Annotated in this window: 14 protein-coding genes; 9 read left to right on the top strand and 5 right to left on the bottom strand. The window is 44.4% G+C overall.

Annotation, left to right across the window (positions count from 1 at the left end; translation table 11 throughout):
- Positions 1–8 precede the first annotated feature (8 nt).
- Positions 9–305: a YtpI family protein gene (locus tag M3593_RS06005; protein WP_251541115.1), complete on the bottom strand. Its 297-nt coding sequence runs from the start codon at positions 303–305 to the stop codon at positions 9–11.
- 370 nt (positions 306–675) lie between these two features.
- On the opposite strand from M3593_RS06005, the gene M3593_RS06000 reads away from it, so the two are divergent.
- Entirely contained in the window at positions 676–1,611 is a 936-nt protein-coding gene (locus M3593_RS06000) for a DHH family phosphoesterase (RefSeq protein WP_144477372.1), read from the top strand.
- Between the two features lie 38 nt (positions 1,612–1,649).
- Here M3593_RS06000 and M3593_RS05995 read toward each other — a convergent pair whose 3' ends face one another.
- The 3 genes from M3593_RS05995 to ytrH all read right to left on the bottom strand — a co-directional run bounded on the left by M3593_RS05995 (position 1,650) and on the right by ytrH (position 3,625).
- The gene (locus tag M3593_RS05995; protein ID WP_144477375.1) at positions 1,650–1,973 is read right to left on the bottom strand and encodes a hypothetical protein; all 324 of its coding nucleotides are present in this window, start codon (positions 1,971–1,973) and stop codon (positions 1,650–1,652) included.
- 817 nt (positions 1,974–2,790) lie between these two features.
- Positions 2,791–3,294 carry a sporulation membrane protein YtrI gene (gene ytrI / locus M3593_RS05990; protein WP_144477378.1) on the bottom strand — a complete coding sequence of 168 codons (504 nt, stop codon included), beginning with the start codon at positions 3,292–3,294 and terminating at the stop codon, positions 2,791–2,793.
- A 1-nt stretch (position 3,295) separates the two neighbouring features.
- Positions 3,296–3,625 (bottom strand): sporulation membrane protein YtrH, encoded by a 330-nt coding sequence (ytrH, locus tag M3593_RS05985; RefSeq protein ID WP_144477380.1) that lies wholly within the window; start codon positions 3,623–3,625, stop codon positions 3,296–3,298.
- 169 nt (positions 3,626–3,794) lie between these two features.
- Between ytrH and dnaE the strand changes: the two genes are divergently transcribed.
- From dnaE to M3593_RS05945, 8 genes are all read left to right on the top strand, one after another.
- Entirely contained in the window at positions 3,795–7,157 is a 3,363-nt protein-coding gene (gene dnaE / locus M3593_RS05980) for a DNA polymerase III subunit alpha (protein ID WP_251541113.1), read from the top strand.
- 221 nt (positions 7,158–7,378) lie between these two features.
- Complete coding sequence (ystJ, locus tag M3593_RS05975) at positions 7,379–8,617, top strand: NADP-dependent malic enzyme (RefSeq protein ID WP_251541111.1); 1,239 nt, start codon at positions 7,379–7,381, stop codon at positions 8,615–8,617.
- A gap of 7 nt (positions 8,618–8,624) precedes the next feature.
- Complete coding sequence (locus tag M3593_RS05970) at positions 8,625–9,248, top strand: FadR/GntR family transcriptional regulator (RefSeq protein WP_144477389.1); 624 nt, start codon at positions 8,625–8,627, stop codon at positions 9,246–9,248.
- 219 nt (positions 9,249–9,467) lie between these two features.
- The gene (gene accD / locus M3593_RS05965) at positions 9,468–10,346 is read left to right on the top strand and encodes an acetyl-CoA carboxylase, carboxyltransferase subunit beta (RefSeq protein ID WP_144477392.1); all 879 of its coding nucleotides are present in this window, start codon (positions 9,468–9,470) and stop codon (positions 10,344–10,346) included.
- A complete protein-coding gene (accA, locus tag M3593_RS05960) occupies positions 10,331–11,308 on the top strand; it encodes an acetyl-CoA carboxylase carboxyl transferase subunit alpha (RefSeq protein ID WP_251541109.1) in 978 nt (325 codons plus the stop codon). The genes accD and accA overlap by 16 nt, the downstream gene beginning before the upstream one ends.
- Before the next feature lie 380 nt (positions 11,309–11,688).
- On the top strand, positions 11,689–12,648 hold the full coding sequence (gene pfkA / locus M3593_RS05955) for a 6-phosphofructokinase (RefSeq protein ID WP_251541107.1): 960 nt from the start codon (positions 11,689–11,691) through the stop codon (positions 12,646–12,648).
- 33 nt (positions 12,649–12,681) lie between these two features.
- Positions 12,682–14,442, top strand: coding sequence for a pyruvate kinase (gene pyk / locus M3593_RS05950; protein ID WP_144477400.1), 1,761 nt, complete (start codon positions 12,682–12,684; stop codon positions 14,440–14,442).
- A gap of 507 nt (positions 14,443–14,949) precedes the next feature.
- On the top strand, positions 14,950–15,336 hold the full coding sequence (locus M3593_RS05945) for an FxsA family protein (protein WP_144477403.1): 387 nt from the start codon (positions 14,950–14,952) through the stop codon (positions 15,334–15,336).
- A 97-nt stretch (positions 15,337–15,433) separates the two neighbouring features.
- Here M3593_RS05945 and ytvI read toward each other — a convergent pair whose 3' ends face one another.
- Positions 15,434–16,561, bottom strand: coding sequence for a sporulation integral membrane protein YtvI (gene ytvI / locus M3593_RS05940; protein ID WP_251541100.1), 1,128 nt, complete (start codon positions 16,559–16,561; stop codon positions 15,434–15,436).
- Positions 16,562–16,745 lie beyond the last annotated feature (184 nt).

Here is a 16,745-nt window from a genome sequence, read left to right as displayed (position 1 = left end):
TTTGAACGTTAATTTTCCTGCGCTTCCTTCACGGCATGGGGAAGATAGAACTTGTAGGCTTTAATCCCGCCCCATACACTCAATGAACCTATGGCAATGAATATAGCACCAACGATGTAGGTGACAGTTGTCTGGAAAAGGAATAGCTGGTTAATCCCAAAAAATGCGACGAAAAGTCCCAGGGCGATGCTGGATTTGGCAGAAAGCCATTTACGCTCCGCAGGACGTTTGCTGCGGACATATTTAATCTTGTAAAAGATATAAAAGACGAATGAAAGAACGATCAAAAGTACGAGAATAGGCATTGCAATTCCTCCAAATTCAATAATCTACTCTATTTTACCGTTTATTTAAGCAGAATGCCATACAGTTGTCCTTGTAGCGGCCTTATATAAAGGTTAAAATCTATTATTTTCGAATTAACTCCTTCCCACATAAGCAAAAGAAATAATTATGTCACGAAAAAATTATTTATTCGCAAAAAGATAATTTTAATCGCAAAAAAAGGACTTTAATCGCAAAAAAAGAATTTTATTCGCAAAAACCACCATTCGCAAATTGGAAAAAAACACGGCTTTTTTTCAGCTCCACACTCCCCGTAAAATGTCTTCATGCTTTTCTTTTCCAAAAAATATGTTCATAATTGAGATATGAAAAAGGTGAAGGAGCATTTAAATGAAAGAGCAAATACTTGAGGCAATTGAAAATTATGAAACCATCATTATCCACCGCCATGTGAGGCCTGATCCTGATGCGTACGGTTCCCAGGGGGGACTTGCCGAGATTTTAAAGGCTTCCTATCCTGAAAAGAATATTTACACTGTTGGCGCAGAGGAACCATCACTTCATTATCTGAGAAGGCTTGACTCTGTTCAGGACGATATTTTTAAAGGTGCGCTTGTCATTGTCTGTGACACCGCTAATGCCGAGCGGATTTGTGACGAGCGTTACCGCCTGGGAGAACAGCTTGTGAAGATTGACCACCATCCAAATGAAGATCCATATGGTAACCTTCAATGGGTTGATACTACTGCAAGTTCCACGAGTGAAATGATTTATGAATTTTACCTTACTTTCAAGGATAGGGGCTTAAGGATGTCTGATGAGGCAGCAAGATTGCTTTATGCCGGGATTGTCGGAGACACGGGCCGATTCCTTTATCCAAGCACGACCAATAAGACATTTGCCTATGCGGGAGAACTGATTCACTACAATTTCTCACGCACAGAGCTATATGACAGAATGTATGAACTCGCACCTAATGTGGTGAAGTTGAACGGATACATCTTACAGAACTTTGAGTTGCTCGAAAATGGTGCTGCGAAGGTCGTAATGAAGCAGGAATTACTGGACCAGTATTCCGTGAAACCTTCAGAAGCATCGTTGCTTGTCAGTGAACTGGGCAATGTTGGGGGAATCAAAGCGTGGGTGTTCTTTATCGAAGAAGAAGACCAAATCCGTGTGCGTCTCCGCTCTAAAGGACCTGTCATCAATACGATTGCCAGGAAATATAATGGCGGCGGACATCCGCTCGCTGCAGGGGCGTCAATTTACTCATGGGATGATGTCGACCGTGTCCTGGCTGACCTTATCGAAGCTTGCAGAGAATAAAAATATGGTGCGTTTCATTCAGAAACGCACCTTTCCAATCATCTATTGTTAAAATAAACCCGCAAAGCATCAGCAATATCGGCATCCATTCCATCGGTTCTGATTGTATAATGGTCACCATCGAGGGACGAGGTAAAATCAGCGATGCCCTGCAGTTTTAAAAAGTCATCAATGTCGGATAGATGCTCACCCTGGTTCTTAAGGCTTTTTTGTCCGATAAAATCATCATTCACATAAACATCATACTGATCTTCATTTAGTTTTACCTGATTATCAGAATCAGCATTGTTCATCGCATAAGGCGGGAATAAACCACCTCCGACGCCGCTACCACTATTTCCAGCTCCGTTGTTAAAACTCATCTGAAATCCCTCCTGTCTATACTTGCTCTGATAATGTATGATTCCCGTATCTTGCAAGAGTCACACGAGTAGATAACGAATGGAATAAATTACCTTTGTTTATGGATATCGGGTGGGAAGCCCAAAACTGTCAAGAAAACGCGGTGATTGTGACAGGTTTCCGGGTTCAGTACCCAAAGCTGTCAAAAAAACGTAGTTATTGTGACAGGTTCCCGGGTTCAGAGGCCAAAGCTGTCAAGAAAACGTAGTTATCGTGACAGGTTTCTGGGTTCAAAGGCCAAGGCTGTCAAGAAAACACAGTTATCGTGACAGGTTTCCAGGTTCAGAGGACGAAGCTGTCAAGAAAACGTAGTTATTGTGACAGGTTTCCGGGTTCAAGGGCCAAAGTTGTCAAGAAAACATCGGTATTGTGACAGGTTACAAGGTTCAAAGCCCAAGGCTGTCAAGAAAACGTAGTTATTGTGACAGGTTTCAGGGTTCAGCGGCCAAAGTTGTCAAGAAAACATCGGTATTGTGACAGGTTACAAGGTTCAAAGGCCAAAGTTGTCAGGAAAACACGGTTATCGTGACAGGTTACAAGGTTCAAAGGCCAAAGCTGTCAAGAAAACATCGGTATTGTGACAGGTTACAAGGTTCAAAGGCCAAAGTTGTCAGGAAAACACGGTTATCGTGACAGGTTACAAGGTTCAAAGGCCAAAGCTGTCAAGAAAACGCGGAATCGTGTCGGGTTTCCAGCCATCTTCCTATTCTTGTCCTTCAAGCTGTATCCTCCAATGAGGTGTCCGAGCTCTAACCAAAAACTGTCTCGCAAACCCGGTCAATCCAGACTGATTTCCACCAGTATGCTGACTGATGTATAAATGACCATTGATTTGATTTTCAGTTTATAGCGTTTGTCACTGATTCTGATTGATTTATTTTCAATCACCTTTGTAATCAGTTCCCTGCTTTTGAAAACAGAATCGAGGTCTTTGGCGAGGAGCATGTTTAATTGTCCTTTGGTCTCCTCCTCGATTTCGTAGATGCTGAGTGTATCCAGCTGTTTATACTTTTTATCATTGACGATTTTCACCTTGATTTCCTGCACGGTGAGCTTTTCCTGGTTCTTTTTGTTTAATTCTTCATAATCCTCCATCCAGATTTCGATGTCACTTTTCAAGTCTGCGATTTCATCTTTTTGCTGCTCGATCGTTTTCGCGTGTTTTTCCATCCATGCGCCATTCATATATAAAAACAAAACCCAGCTTACGAGTGCGCCAACTGCTGCACCGGAAAAGAATCGCTGCCATTCTGGCTTTCGGTAATAAGGAGGAACCCTCATATCAGACATGCTCCTGTGTCAGCCAGTCAATGAGAAGGGCCCCAGTCTGGGCACCGCCCATGGCAGTGAGGATCAATAGAAACTGTTTGAAAATATCCTTTGTTTCTCCGTGTAAAAGTCCCTTTTCAAAGCTGTAGACAGTATCAAATGTGCCGCCAATCGCAGCGATGATGGCCCAGATCCGAATGGAGCTGGAGAAACGGGCGATTTCCGTCATTAAAGGCTGTCCTGTTAAAAAAGCGGCTAACCCTCCGATCAAAGAGCCGCCCAGCAAAACGCCTAGCGCAATGAAATATGCTTCAAACAAACCCGGGATAAATGGCTGGTTCATCGTATACACCCTTTGTAAAAAGTCGATTTTTTACCTCGTACTTCATCATATGGACAATCAGCCTGCGATATGTTTAAACTTACGTGAATAAAGGAGAACATATTTTCTTTTTTGGTCTTAAAAGCCTATAATGAAAGAAGATGAACCTTACCTAAAGGGTGTGAGAGATATGCCGTTTATTCACCTTCATGTCTATAGTGCATTCAGCCTGCTCACCAGTACGGCTACAGTCGAGCAGCTTGTCCGCGATGCAAAGGCAAAAGGCTTTTCCGCACTCGCACTGACAGATCATAATGTAATGTACGGAACGGTTGCATTTTATAAAGAATGCCTGAGGAATTCAATAAAGCCATTGCTGGGACTGACAGTTGATGTCGTCAGTACCTCTCTGGAAAATGAATCCTTCCCGCTTGTTCTCCTCGCGAAAAACAATGAGGGATTCCAGAATCTGATCAAGATATCAAGTGCTGTACAGACGAAATCCCCTGAAGGAATTCCGGTGAAGTGGCTGAAGCATTATGCCGCGGGACTATTTGCGATGACACCAGGTACCAGGGGTGAAATAGAATATTATCTGGCAAATGAAGAAAAAGACAAAGCATTAAATACAGTTGCTTCATATAAACAAATCTTTGGAAACGATAACTTTTACCTGGCCATACAGGATCACGGTCTCCCCGGACAGAAGGAGCTGGTCAAACAACTGGCTGGTCTAGGCTCGGAAACTAACACGCCATTGGCTGCTTCGAACAAGGTGCATTATCTGGACAAGGAGGATTCCTTTGCCCAGGAATGCCTGCTTGCGATCAAGAATGGCGATAAACTTCAGGATGATGCCCGCGAAAGGCTTGGCAGCAGCGAGTATTATCTGAAAACCGCAAAAGAAATGGGCGATTTGTTTTCGGAATATCCAGAAGCCTTGGAGAACACGCTGAAAATAGCGGAAGAGTGCAATGTCATGCTTGACTTTGGTACAAGGCATTTGCCAAAGTTTCCGGTCGAACCGGGTAAAAGTGCCGATGGGATGCTTGAGGAGCTCTGTTTCCAGGGGCTCGAAAAACGTTACGGAAACCCTTCACCCCAGCATGTGGAAAGACTTCAATATGAATTATCCATCATTAAGAAAATGAACTTCAGTGATTATTTCCTGATTGTATGGGATTTCATTAAATATTCGAGAGAAAAGGGGATTCTGATTGGTCCTGGCCGTGGTTCAGCTGCGGGGTCGATTGTATCCTATGTACTGTTCATTACCGATGCCGATCCGATTGAACATAATCTTCTCTTCGAAAGGTTCCTGAATCCGGAACGAATTTCCATGCCCGACATCGATATCGATTTTCCTGATAATCGCAGGGATGAGGTTATAGAATATGTTGCAGCAAAATATGGGGAGCTGCATGTCGCGCAGATTGCTACCTTCGGAACACTTGCAGCCAAGGCGGCGGTCAGGGACGTAGGCCGTGTTTTCGGTCTGAACACTAAGGAACTCGAGAGGCTCTCCAGGCTTGTTCCATCACGATTGGGAATCACTCTGAAGGATGCCATCAATGAATCCGGCGGACTCAGGGAGTTTATCGAAGAATCTTCAAAGAATAGGAGAATCCTTGAAACGGCGATGAAACTGGAGGGCTTGCCGCGACATACTTCCACTCACGCTGCAGGTGTCGTCATCAGTGAACAGCCGCTTACGAATGTCGTGCCGATCCAATCAGGCCAGTCAAGAGTGTTCCTTACCCAATATTCAATGGATCATCTTGAAGAAATAGGTTTATTGAAGATGGACTTCCTTGGCTTAAGGAATCTGACTTTAATTGATTCCATCCTGCATTCGATCCAGCATAAAACCGGGAAAAAGCTTAGGGTCCATGATATCCCTGGTGAAGATAAACAAACATTTCAATTGCTTGGCAGGGGAGAGACGACAGGGATTTTCCAGCTTGAGTCTGAAGGAATGCGGAAAGTACTGACAAGGCTGGAGCCAACACGATTTGAAGATATCGTCGCAGTCAATGCCCTTTACCGTCCGGGCCCGATGGAGAATATTCCTCTGTTCATTGACCGAAAGCATGGGAGACAGCAAATCGATTATTATCATAAGGACCTCGAACCGATCCTGCACGATACATATGGAGTCATTGTATACCAGGAGCAAATCATGCAGATTGCCTCTAAAATGGCTGGTTTCTCCCTCGGAGAAGCAGACCTGCTCCGAAGGGCGGTCTCGAAGAAAAAGAAAGAAGTCCTTGCCCAGGAACGGGAACATTTTGTGAATGGCGCGTTAAGGAAGGGATACGATACACAGACCGCCAATCTGGTCTATGATTTAATCGTCCGTTTCGCCAATTATGGCTTCAACCGCAGCCATGCTGTCGCGTACAGTATGATCGCCTATCAGCTGGCCTATCTCAAAACACATTATCCGCTTTACTTCATGGCTTCCCTGCTGACATCCGCCATCGGCAATGACACCAAAATCGCCCAGTATGCAAGGGAACTGCAGCAAATGGAAATCAAACTCTTGCCTCCATCCATCAACAGAAGCGCTTTCAGCTTCCAGCCGGAAGGAGACAGTGTTCGATACAGCCTGGCAGGAATCAAAGGCGTGGGAATCGCATCACTAAAGGAAATATTCCAGGCGAGAAGAACTGGGCATTTCAAGGATATCTTCGACTTTTGCATCCGTGTGCCGCAAAAGGCCGCAACAAGAAAAGTAGTGGAAGCTCTGATCTATTCAGGCGCTTTCGATGAATTCGGGCAGGACCGTGCCGTCCTTTTAGCGACTATAGATGTGGCGCTTGAACACGCACAGCTCGTAGCACCGGATGACAACGGGCAAATCGATATGTTCGCAGAAGCAGAGTTTTCCCTGAAGCCGAAGTATATAGAGGTTGATCCGATGCGAATAGAAGACAAACTCTGCCTTGAAAAAGAGGTCCTGGGAGTCTATCTCTCCAGGCATCCTGTTTCCATCCATGAGAAGGAGTTCGAGGCCGCCGGAGTTAAAAAGATTGCGTTAAAGGCTCCGGGGAGCAAAATAAGGCTTGGCGTCTATATAACGGAACAGAAGAAAATCCGCACAAAAAAAGGAGAAGCCATGGCCTTCCTCACTCTCAGTGACGCAAGCGGAGAAACAGAAGCGGTTGTTTTCCCAACTGTCTACAAGCAGTACGGACATGTACTGAAACAGGGTGGGATGGCGCTTCTGGAAGGAAAGTTCGATGAACGGGATGGAAGGAGCCAATTTATCGTACAGCAAGTGCTTGACCTTGAAAAAGAAGCACAAAAAAACGGACAGAAAAAGCCGGTCTTGTATTTGCGAATCACGAAGGGTGCCGACAGCGCCGGTAAAATGAATGAACTTAAAGCTTTATTGAAAAAACATCACGGCACTGTTCCGGTTATTGTGTATAACGAAGAGAACGAAAAATCCATGCTGTTGCCAAATGAGTTCTGCGTGAATCCCGAACGGGGAAGTGTGGGAGAATTAAAGAAGATATTGGGCGACAAGAATGTTGTCCTGAAAAATTAGTTCTTTACAAGTATAATAGATGTGTTATATTGGAAAAGGATATGTGTGGTCAGACCACTGAAGTAGGCAGCTTTTTTAAATAATCAGGCCGTTCGCCTATTATTGTGTCGCTGATCTTTCGCATTTTTCATCGAAGAGTACCAGCCGTAGTCAAGAGTGCGGAATATGATGAATGCAATGATATTGTCGGAGAGAGCCCATAATTAAGGAGTGGACCTGAGTTGACTTTACGTGAAGAAGCTTTGCACATGCACCGTGTGAATAAAGGGAAATTAGAGTCGAAATCGAAAGTGCCTGTAAGGAATGCCAGAGATTTAAGCCTGGCCTATTCTCCGGGTGTCGCGGAGCCTTGCAAGGAAATATATGATAAGCCAGAAACTGTTTATGATTATACAATGAAGGGCAATATGGTGGCGGTCGTATCCGATGGCACTGCTGTCCTTGGACTGGGAAATATCGGTCCTGAAGCCGCGCTGCCTGTAATGGAAGGAAAGGCTGTCCTTTTCAAAAGCTTCGCTGGTGTAGATGCTTTTCCAATCTGTCTAAACACAACGGATGTAGATAAAATTGTTGAAACGGTGAAGCTGCTTGAACCAACATTCGGCGGTGTCAACCTTGAGGATATAGCTGCACCAAACTGTTTTGCAGTAGAAGAACGTTTGAAAAAAGAGACAAATATCCCTGTTTTCCATGATGACCAGCATGGAACGGCAATAGTGACCGTGGCAGGTCTCGTCAATGCGCTGAAAATTGTCGGGAAAAAAATGAATGAAATCAAGGTGGTTGCCAACGGAGCAGGAGCTGCAGGAATTGCCATCATCAAGCTTCTGTATTCATACGGTGTCCGTGACATCATCATGTGTGATACTAAAGGCGCGATTTACGAAGGACGCCCAAACGGCATGAATGCAATCAAGGACGAAGTAGCGAAATTCACTAACCGTGACAATGTTGAAGGTTCCCTGGCTGATGCGATCAAAGGTGCAGATGTTTTCATCGGCGTTTCTGTTGCTGGAGCACTGACTTCAGAAATGGTCGCAACAATGAATAATGATTCAATCATCTTTGCGATGGCTAATCCGGTTCCGGAAATCATGCCAGAGGAAGCGAAGGCTGCGGGGGCTGCTGTAATTGGTACTGGCCGCTCCGATTTTCCTAACCAGGTGAATAATGTTCTCGCTTTCCCTGGAATCTTCCGTGGAGCATTGGATGCAAGGGCTACCCATATCAACGAAAAGATGAAGGTGGCTGCTGTGGAAGCAATCGCTGGGCTGATTGAGGAATCAGAACTTTCAAGCGATTATGTGATCCCCGGCCCATTTGATCCTCGTGTAGCACCTGCTGTTGCCGCAGCTGTCGCGAAAGCCGCGATGGAAACCGGGGTTGCGCGAATCAAAGTGGATCCTCAGGAAGTCAGGGAGCGTACTGAACGCCTTGCATTGATTGGAAAAGGTGAGTGATTTCTTAGTGGCACAGCCTGAGAAGAGCACGAAAGTATATGTTGAAATCGTCAGGCAGCTAAGGGAAATGATTAATAAAGACGGCTTGAAGCCCGGAGATAAAATTCCTTCCGAACGTGAACTCTCAGAGCGCCTGAATGCTGGGCGCTCCTCTGTTCGCGAAGCCTTGCGCGCCCTTGAGCTCCTCGGGCTGATCGAGACAAGAAGGGGAGAAGGAACCTTTATAAGGGACTTCCGCGGCAACCAGCTGGTCCAATTATTAAGTACCTTTATTCTGCAGGATAAAAAAGCCAAAGATGATGTGGTGGAAACGAAAAACATGATCGAGGCAGATTGTCTATATCTTGCGGCTGAAAAGATCCGGGAAGATGAAATCAGAAGATTAAAGGTCTGGATTGATGACCATAATTTTGAGGACGAGGAATTTTTCAGGAAAATTGCCGAACTTGCTGACAATCACCTTTTTTATCGAATTTGGTATATATTGAATGATTATTACAAGGCACTTGAGCTGAAAGCAATTCCAGCTGAAAAAGAAGAATACCATCTGTTGCTGGACTCGCTTGCAACAAAAAATGGAGAACTGATTCTGAATAGGCATCGCATGCTGCGGAAAATGTCGACGGAATGACGACATGAAGTAACATCTTTCGAAGAGAGGATGTTATATACTTGTGGACATGCCTATGATGCCAGGATGGCAGTCTCTCTTTCTTTTTTGCTGTAGTGGTCTGACCACCTGGGGCTTTATGACTAAGGCTCTTTTCGCAACTGAAAAAACAAGTGGAAGATAAGCCTTACAATTTAGGATATTACAAAACAACCAGTATTATTCGGAGGGGGTTATACATTGCTTAAGGAACTTTTTACGAAAACGAAAAAGAAAAAGTACGCGACAATTCCTTCTGAAGCAGCAAAGCAGGATGTTCCTGAAGGAATCATGACAAAATGCCCGAACTGCAAAAAAATCATGTATACGAAAGAACTAAATAAAAACTGCAAGGTTTGTATACAGTGTGGTTATCATCATCAAATGAATTCTGCAGAACGAATCGAAAGTTTCCTGGATTCAGAAAGCTTCCGTGAACTGGATCGGGAAATGGTATCCGGCAATCCGCTCGGATTTCCTGGATACGAAGAAAAGCTTGAAAAGGACCGGGAGAAAACGGGTCTAAATGAGGCAGTAGTTACTGGCATAGGCACTGTGAACGGATATGATGTCGCCATCGCGATCATGGATGCTACTTTCAGAATGGGAAGCATGGGATCGGTTGTAGGCGAAAAGATTACGAGAGCGATCGAGAAGGCTGATGAATTGTCCATTCCATTCATCATCTTTACCGCATCAGGCGGAGCAAGAATGCAGGAAGGTGTATTAAGCCTGATGCAAATGGCGAAAACCAGCGTGGCTTTGAAAAGATTCAGCGATAACGGAGGGTTGATTATCTCCATCATGACCCACCCCACCACTGGAGGAGTTTCTGCAAGTTTTGCCAGTCTGGGGGACTATAATTTCGCCGAACCAGGAGCACTGATCGGCTTCGCAGGACGAAGGATCATCGAGCAGACAATTCGAGAGGAACTGCCGGAAGACTTCCAGACAGCCGAGTTTTTGCTGAAGCATGGGCAGCTTGATGCAGTGATTTCGAGAGTCGATATGAAGGAAAAGATTGCGGGAATACTTGAAATCCATCAGCCAGGAGGGACGTTCGAATGGCAGGAGAACTAGAATTCGAGAAACCGGTATTGGAATTAAGGAAAAAAATCAGTGAGCTAAAGGAATTCACCAAAAATACGGATGTGGATCTCACATCAGAAATAAATAAACTTGAAGCAAGACTGCAAAAGCTCGAATCAGAAGTTTATGAGAACATGAAACCGTGGGACCGGGTGCAGATTGCCCGTCACCCAAATCGTCCGACGACCCTTGAATATATCTCATTGCTGTTTACCGACTTCTTCGAATGTCACGGCGACAGATTATATGGAGATGATGAAGCGATTGTTGGGGGAATTGCCAAATTCCATGGCTATCCCGTGACAGTCATTGGCCATCAGCGTGGGAAAGATACAAAGGAAAATATCCGCAGGAATTTTGGTATGCCGCATCCTGAAGGTTACAGAAAAGCTTTGCGTTTGATGAAGCAAGCGGAAAAATTTAAGCGTCCGATCATTTGCTTCATCGATACTAAGGGTGCTTACCCTGGTAAAGCAGCAGAAGAGCGTGGGCAAAGTGAAGCGATCGCCCGTAATCTATTCGAGATGGCTGGACTTACCGTTCCAGTGATCTGTGTGGTCATTGGCGAAGGTGGAAGTGGCGGAGCACTGGCACTGGGTGTAGGCAATTATATTCACATGCTGGAAAACTCCACATATTCCGTTATCTCTCCAGAAGGTGCGGCAGCGATTCTTTGGAAAGATTCTTCGCTGGCGAAGAAAGCTGCTGAAACGATGAAAATCACTGCTCCTGACCTTAAAGGACTGGGGATCATTGATGAAATCATCCCAGAAGTAAAAGGCGGGGCACATAAAGATTTAAAACAGCAGGCAAAGTATATGGATAAAATTCTAAAAGACTCGATGTCAGAACTTCTGGTTTTGGATGAAGAGACATTGCTGAGCCAGCGCTATGAGAAATATAAACGAATTGGCGAGTTTTCGTTTCCAACGGAATTTATCGGGGTAAAATAAAACGTGCTATCGTGCACGTTTTATTTTTTTTTGAGAAGGCTGCCAGGGCAGAATAAGGCGCTTTCGCGTTTCTTTTTCCATACAACCCTATAATAAAGCGCTTGCAATTACGTGATAATTCCAACTTATTGTCAATATTGAGGATTCAGTTGAGATACCGCACCCTACATGTTATTTTAGAAATATTCCCGGGTATTCTGTTCATAATAAGAGAAGCTAACAGAATACACAGTAATTAGTTTTATGTATGTTTTTCCGGATTCGTTGCTTTTATATTCAAGAGTAAATAATAGACTTCGATGAACTTTACAGTTGAAATATGGAAGGAACCATTCGAAAGAGCAGCAAAGTACATAGATATACCGAATGAGGTGAATGAAATGAAAAGAATTGGTGTTTTGACGAGCGGCGGGGATGCGCCAGGGATGAACGCTGCGATTCGTGCTGTAGTAAGAAAAGGTATTTATCATGATGTCGAAGTTTATGGCGTAATCGGCGGTTACGCTGGATTGATGAATGGAAATATCGAAAAGCTGGAGCTTGGTTCCGTAGGTGACATTATCCATCGCGGAGGAACATTCCTTTATTCCGCACGCAGTGAAGAATTCAAGACCAAGGAAGGCCAGCAAAAGGGAATTGAACAACTAAAGAAATTTGACATTGATGGCCTGGTCGTCATTGGCGGCGACGGATCTTATCGTGGTGCAAAGGCCCTGACAGAGCAAGGCTTTCCATGTGTCGGAGTTCCAGGGACAATTGATAATGATATTTCAGGCACGGAGTTTACAATCGGCTTTGATACTGCACTTAACACAGTAATCGATGCAATTGATAAAATCCGCGATACCGCCTCTTCACATGAAAGAACCTTTGTCGTGGAAGTTATGGGACGTAATGCTGGAGATATCGCACTGTGGGCAGGTTTGGCAGGCGGAGCTGAAACGATCCTCATCCCTGAAGACCCTCATGATATGAAGGATATTGCCAGCCGTCTTAAAAAAGGCCATGAACGCGGTAAGAAGCACAGCATCATCGTTGTGGCTGAAGGCGTCATGAACGGCTACGAATTCGCGAAGAAATTAAAGGAAGAGACAGATTTCGATACGAGAGTAACGGTTCTTGGACATGTCCAGCGCGGAGGCTCTCCGACTGCATTTGACCGTGTACTGGCCAGCCGTCTTGGCGCCCGTGCTGTAGAGCTTCTTTTGGAAGGAAAAGGCGGACGGGCTGTTGGTATGGAGAAAAACCAGCTGGTGGATTATGATATCATTGAAGCACTGGCAAAAGAACACACTCTTGATTTGAACTTATATAAATTATCAAAAGAGCTTTCTATTTAATTTCTTTTACAGTAAACCAGGAGGTTGCAATCTATGCGCAAAACAAAAATTGTTTGTACGATTGGTCCCGCAAGTGAAAGTGTAGAAAAATTAACTCAGCTGATTGAAGCAGGAATGAATGTATCCCGCTTGAATTTCTCTCACGGAAATCATGAAGAGCATGCAGCACGTATCAAAAATATCAGAGAAGCTGCGGAGAAAACAGGGAAGAAGGTAGGGATCCTGCTTGATACTAAAGGCCCTGAGATCCGCACAAATGATATGGAGAATGGTGCAATTGAACTGAAGACAGGCCAGGAATGCATCGTATCAATGACAGAGGTTCTGGGTACAGTTGATAAGTTCTCTGTTACTTATGACCAGCTGATCGATGATGTCCATCCAGGAGCCAAAATCCTCCTTGATGACGGCTTAATCGGTCTTGAAGTTATCAGCATCGACAAGGAAAATAATGAGATTAAAACCAAAGTCCTGAACACGGGTACGCTTAAAAATAAAAAAGGTGTAAACGTGCCGGGTGTTTCTGTGAATCTTCCAGGAATCACGGAGAAGGATGCTAAAGACATCCTATTCGGAATCGAGCAGGGAGTGGACTTCATTGCAGCATCATTTGTGCGCCGCGCAACTGATGTATTGGAAATCCGCCAGCTATTGGAAGAAAACAACGGATCACACATCCAGATCATTCCTAAGATCGAAAACCAGGAAGGCGTTGACAACATCAACGAAATTCTTGAAGTTTCCGATGGTCTTATGGTTGCTCGTGGTGACCTAGGAGTGGAAATTCCTGCAGAAGAGGTACCACTCGTTCAAAAAGACCTGATCAAAAAGTGTAATACACTAGGAAAGCCAGTCATCACTGCTACACAGATGCTGGATTCGATGCAGCGCAACCCGCGCCCGACTCGTGCAGAAGCGAGTGACGTTGCGAATGCGATTTTCGATGGAACTGACGCAATCATGCTATCTGGCGAAACAGCAGCTGGGCAATACCCAGTAGAAGCTGTTCAGACCATGCATAATATCGCTTCTCGTGCAGAAGAGGCGCTTAATCATAAAGAATTGCTGTCATTCCGCAGTAAAGAGACGGACCACAATATCACCGATGCCATCGGACAATCGGTTGCACATACGGCTCTTAATCTTGAAGTGAATGCCATCATCACACCAACTGAAAGTGGGCATACTGCACGTATGATTTCAAAGTATCGTCCAAAGGCACCGATCATTGCGGTTACTTCTAATGATCATGTGGTCCGCCGTCTTGCCCTTGTATGGGGAGTGTATCCACAGCTTGGAGAAAAGGCAGAAACAACGGATGAAATGCTTGCGAGCGCAGTCGAAGAAAGTGTCAACAGCGGACATGTTTCCCACGGTGACCTGGTAGTCATTACTGCAGGTGTACCAGTAGGTGAAGCAGGCACAACGAACTTGATGAAGATCCATGTGGTTGGCGATATCCTGGCAAAAGCACAAGGTATTGGCCGCAAATCTGCATATGGAAGAGTAGTCGTGGCAAAAGACGCACAAGAAGCGATCAGCAAGGTAAAACAAGGCAGCATCCTTGTAACTATTGGCTCTGACCGCGAAATGGTACCTGCTCTTGAAAAGTGCAGCGCGTTGATCACGGAAGAGGGCGGTTTGACCAGCCATGCTGCTGTTGTCGGGCTGAACCTCGGAATCCCAGTCATCGTAGGTGTAGAAAATGCGATGAGCCTTTTCAAGGATGGACAGGAAATCACCGTTGATTCTGCTAGAGGTGTCATATACAAAGGACATGCAAGCGTACTATAAGTAAAATAATCCTTCAAAAATATTTAGCGTGAAATCTACAGATTTCACGCTTTTATTTATAAAGGCTCTTTTCTCAAACTTTGTTGCTATTGACTACTAAATTGGATTGAATGACCTAGTTTTCTTTATAAAATTCAAGCTTATTATGAGAAAAGAGCTTGCACACTTAAAAACGAACTGCAAAATTGCTTATAGCACGTTAAAATCGCCTTTAAGATTTTAACAACATTCTTTACTAAAACAGCCTTTATAAATAACTCAATTCACTAAAGGACCCGAAAAAAATAGAGGGGTTCCATCGAGTGAATTGCTGAGCAGGTCAAGGTTCGGACAAGACGGCAGCGGATTTTTGGGAAAGTATCCGAAGTCACCTCGCATTATATCTTTCATGGAATCTAATACCAGTGTTCACCAAGCTTTCATGTCTGGGCAATCATATTATTGTATTATCGCCAGTTCGCCACGTATAATAGAAGGACAGCCTATTCCAACACATTGAGGTGGAAAATGAAGTACATTTTTATGTTTTTAATTATTATTCCGGCGGCTGAAATCGCTGTCCTGCTGCTTTCAGGGCAAACAATCGGCATTTGGCCTACGATTTTACTCATTATCCTTACAGGCTTCCTTGGCGCTTACCTTGCTAAGCAGCAAGGATTGGAAACCATCAGAAGAACACAGGATCAATTAAGGAGAGGCATGATGCCTGGAGATGTTATTCTCGATGGAGTAAGCATCCTTGTTGGCGGAGTCCTGCTTCTGACACCGGGATTCATTACTGACATTCTGGGAATTTTACTTCTGGCGCCACCTACAAGGAAATTTTTTAAAGCATTGATGTTAAAGCTGTTCCGTAACTGGATGGATAAAGGAACCATAAAGGTTATACGCTAATATAAAAACGCCAACATCTATTGTTGGCGTTTTGTTATTTACTCGGTGAAAATTCCTGCTCTTCCCAATAAAAGCTCGCAAGTTCCCTGTAATATAATTATTTGATAATCACTTCATCCTTCCCTTTGATGAATGTCCATACATCCTGGAATACATTTGCTCGTTGCAGGGTATTAAAGACAACCAGGACGACAGGACCGACAATCAGACCAAGGAAGCCGATGGTCTTGAATCCGACAAAAAGGGCAATCAAGGTTGCGAGCGGATCCAGCCCAATGCTGGAAGACAGGATTTTCGGCTCCATGACCTGCCTCTGCACGAGGACGACAATATATAAAACACCCAAACCAATTGCGGTAGCCATATCACCGGCGATTGCTTCATAGATGATCCATGGAACAAAAACAGCACCTGTGCCTAGATAGGGAATAATATCGACAATCCCTGTAACAAGGGCAATTGTGATGGCATAATCGATACGAAGGATCAGCAAGCCAATCAGGATGATGACCGTTGTGATCGATATCAGGGTAGCCTGAGCCTTCACAAAACCAAATAACGCCTTTTTTAAATCGATAAAAACGGTTCTGCTGCTTGTCCTTGCACGGTTCGGCAGCAGCCGGTTACTCAAAGCGGATAGTCTGTACCAGTCTTTGCTGATGAAGAAAGTTCCCAGCAGTGAGAAAATAAGAACGGTAGCTGCATTGGGAAACCATGAAAGGATGTTGGGAATTTTTTCGAAAAAGTTCTTGATGAAATTCCCTGCAGTGGTCCCGATGTTGGCGCCGACATTCTGGATATTACTCATGATCGTATCCTGCTGGTCCGCTTCAAGGTTCTGGAACATTCCAGCCAACTGGTTATAAAGCGGAATGAGCTGTGCAGCGAATAAGTGCTCTACGTAATCAATCAGTGTAACAAGGTGTTCGGGAACAACCTTCGCGAGATATTCGGCTCCAGAAGCGATTTCGACAATAAGCAAAGTAATCAGTCCGGCAAACAATGACATAATCAGGGCAAGGGCAATAATCACTGCCAGGGCCCTGGGCATTTTCACCCGTTCTTGAAAAAAGTTGACGAGTGGGTTCATCATAAATGCAATCAGAAACCCGATGATGAATGGATATGTGACCTTTGAGACAAAAAATAAGGCTAATGCTCCTGCGACAATCACGCTGATGACCAGAATAAAGCGCAGTGTTCGATGAAGATATACGAGGTTCAAGCAGGTTCCTCCTTTTGGAATGGCCAATCTGGCGGGGGTGTTTCCAATTGTACGTCCTGCAAACTTGATGCCAGTCCTGAAAGTTTTTCTACAATATACGGTCTGTCCATAAAAAAGATTCGACCTCTATATGAAAATCCCTTTAAAAACCTCTTCTGCATGAAGAATATAATAGTGAATACGG

The sequence above is a fragment of the Mesobacillus sp. MER 48 genome, from assembly GCF_023714225.1.
Lineage (GTDB): Bacteria > Bacillota > Bacilli > Bacillales > Cytobacillaceae > Mesobacillus > Mesobacillus oceanisediminis_A.
This window is presented reverse-complemented; position numbering and strand designations above follow the sequence as displayed.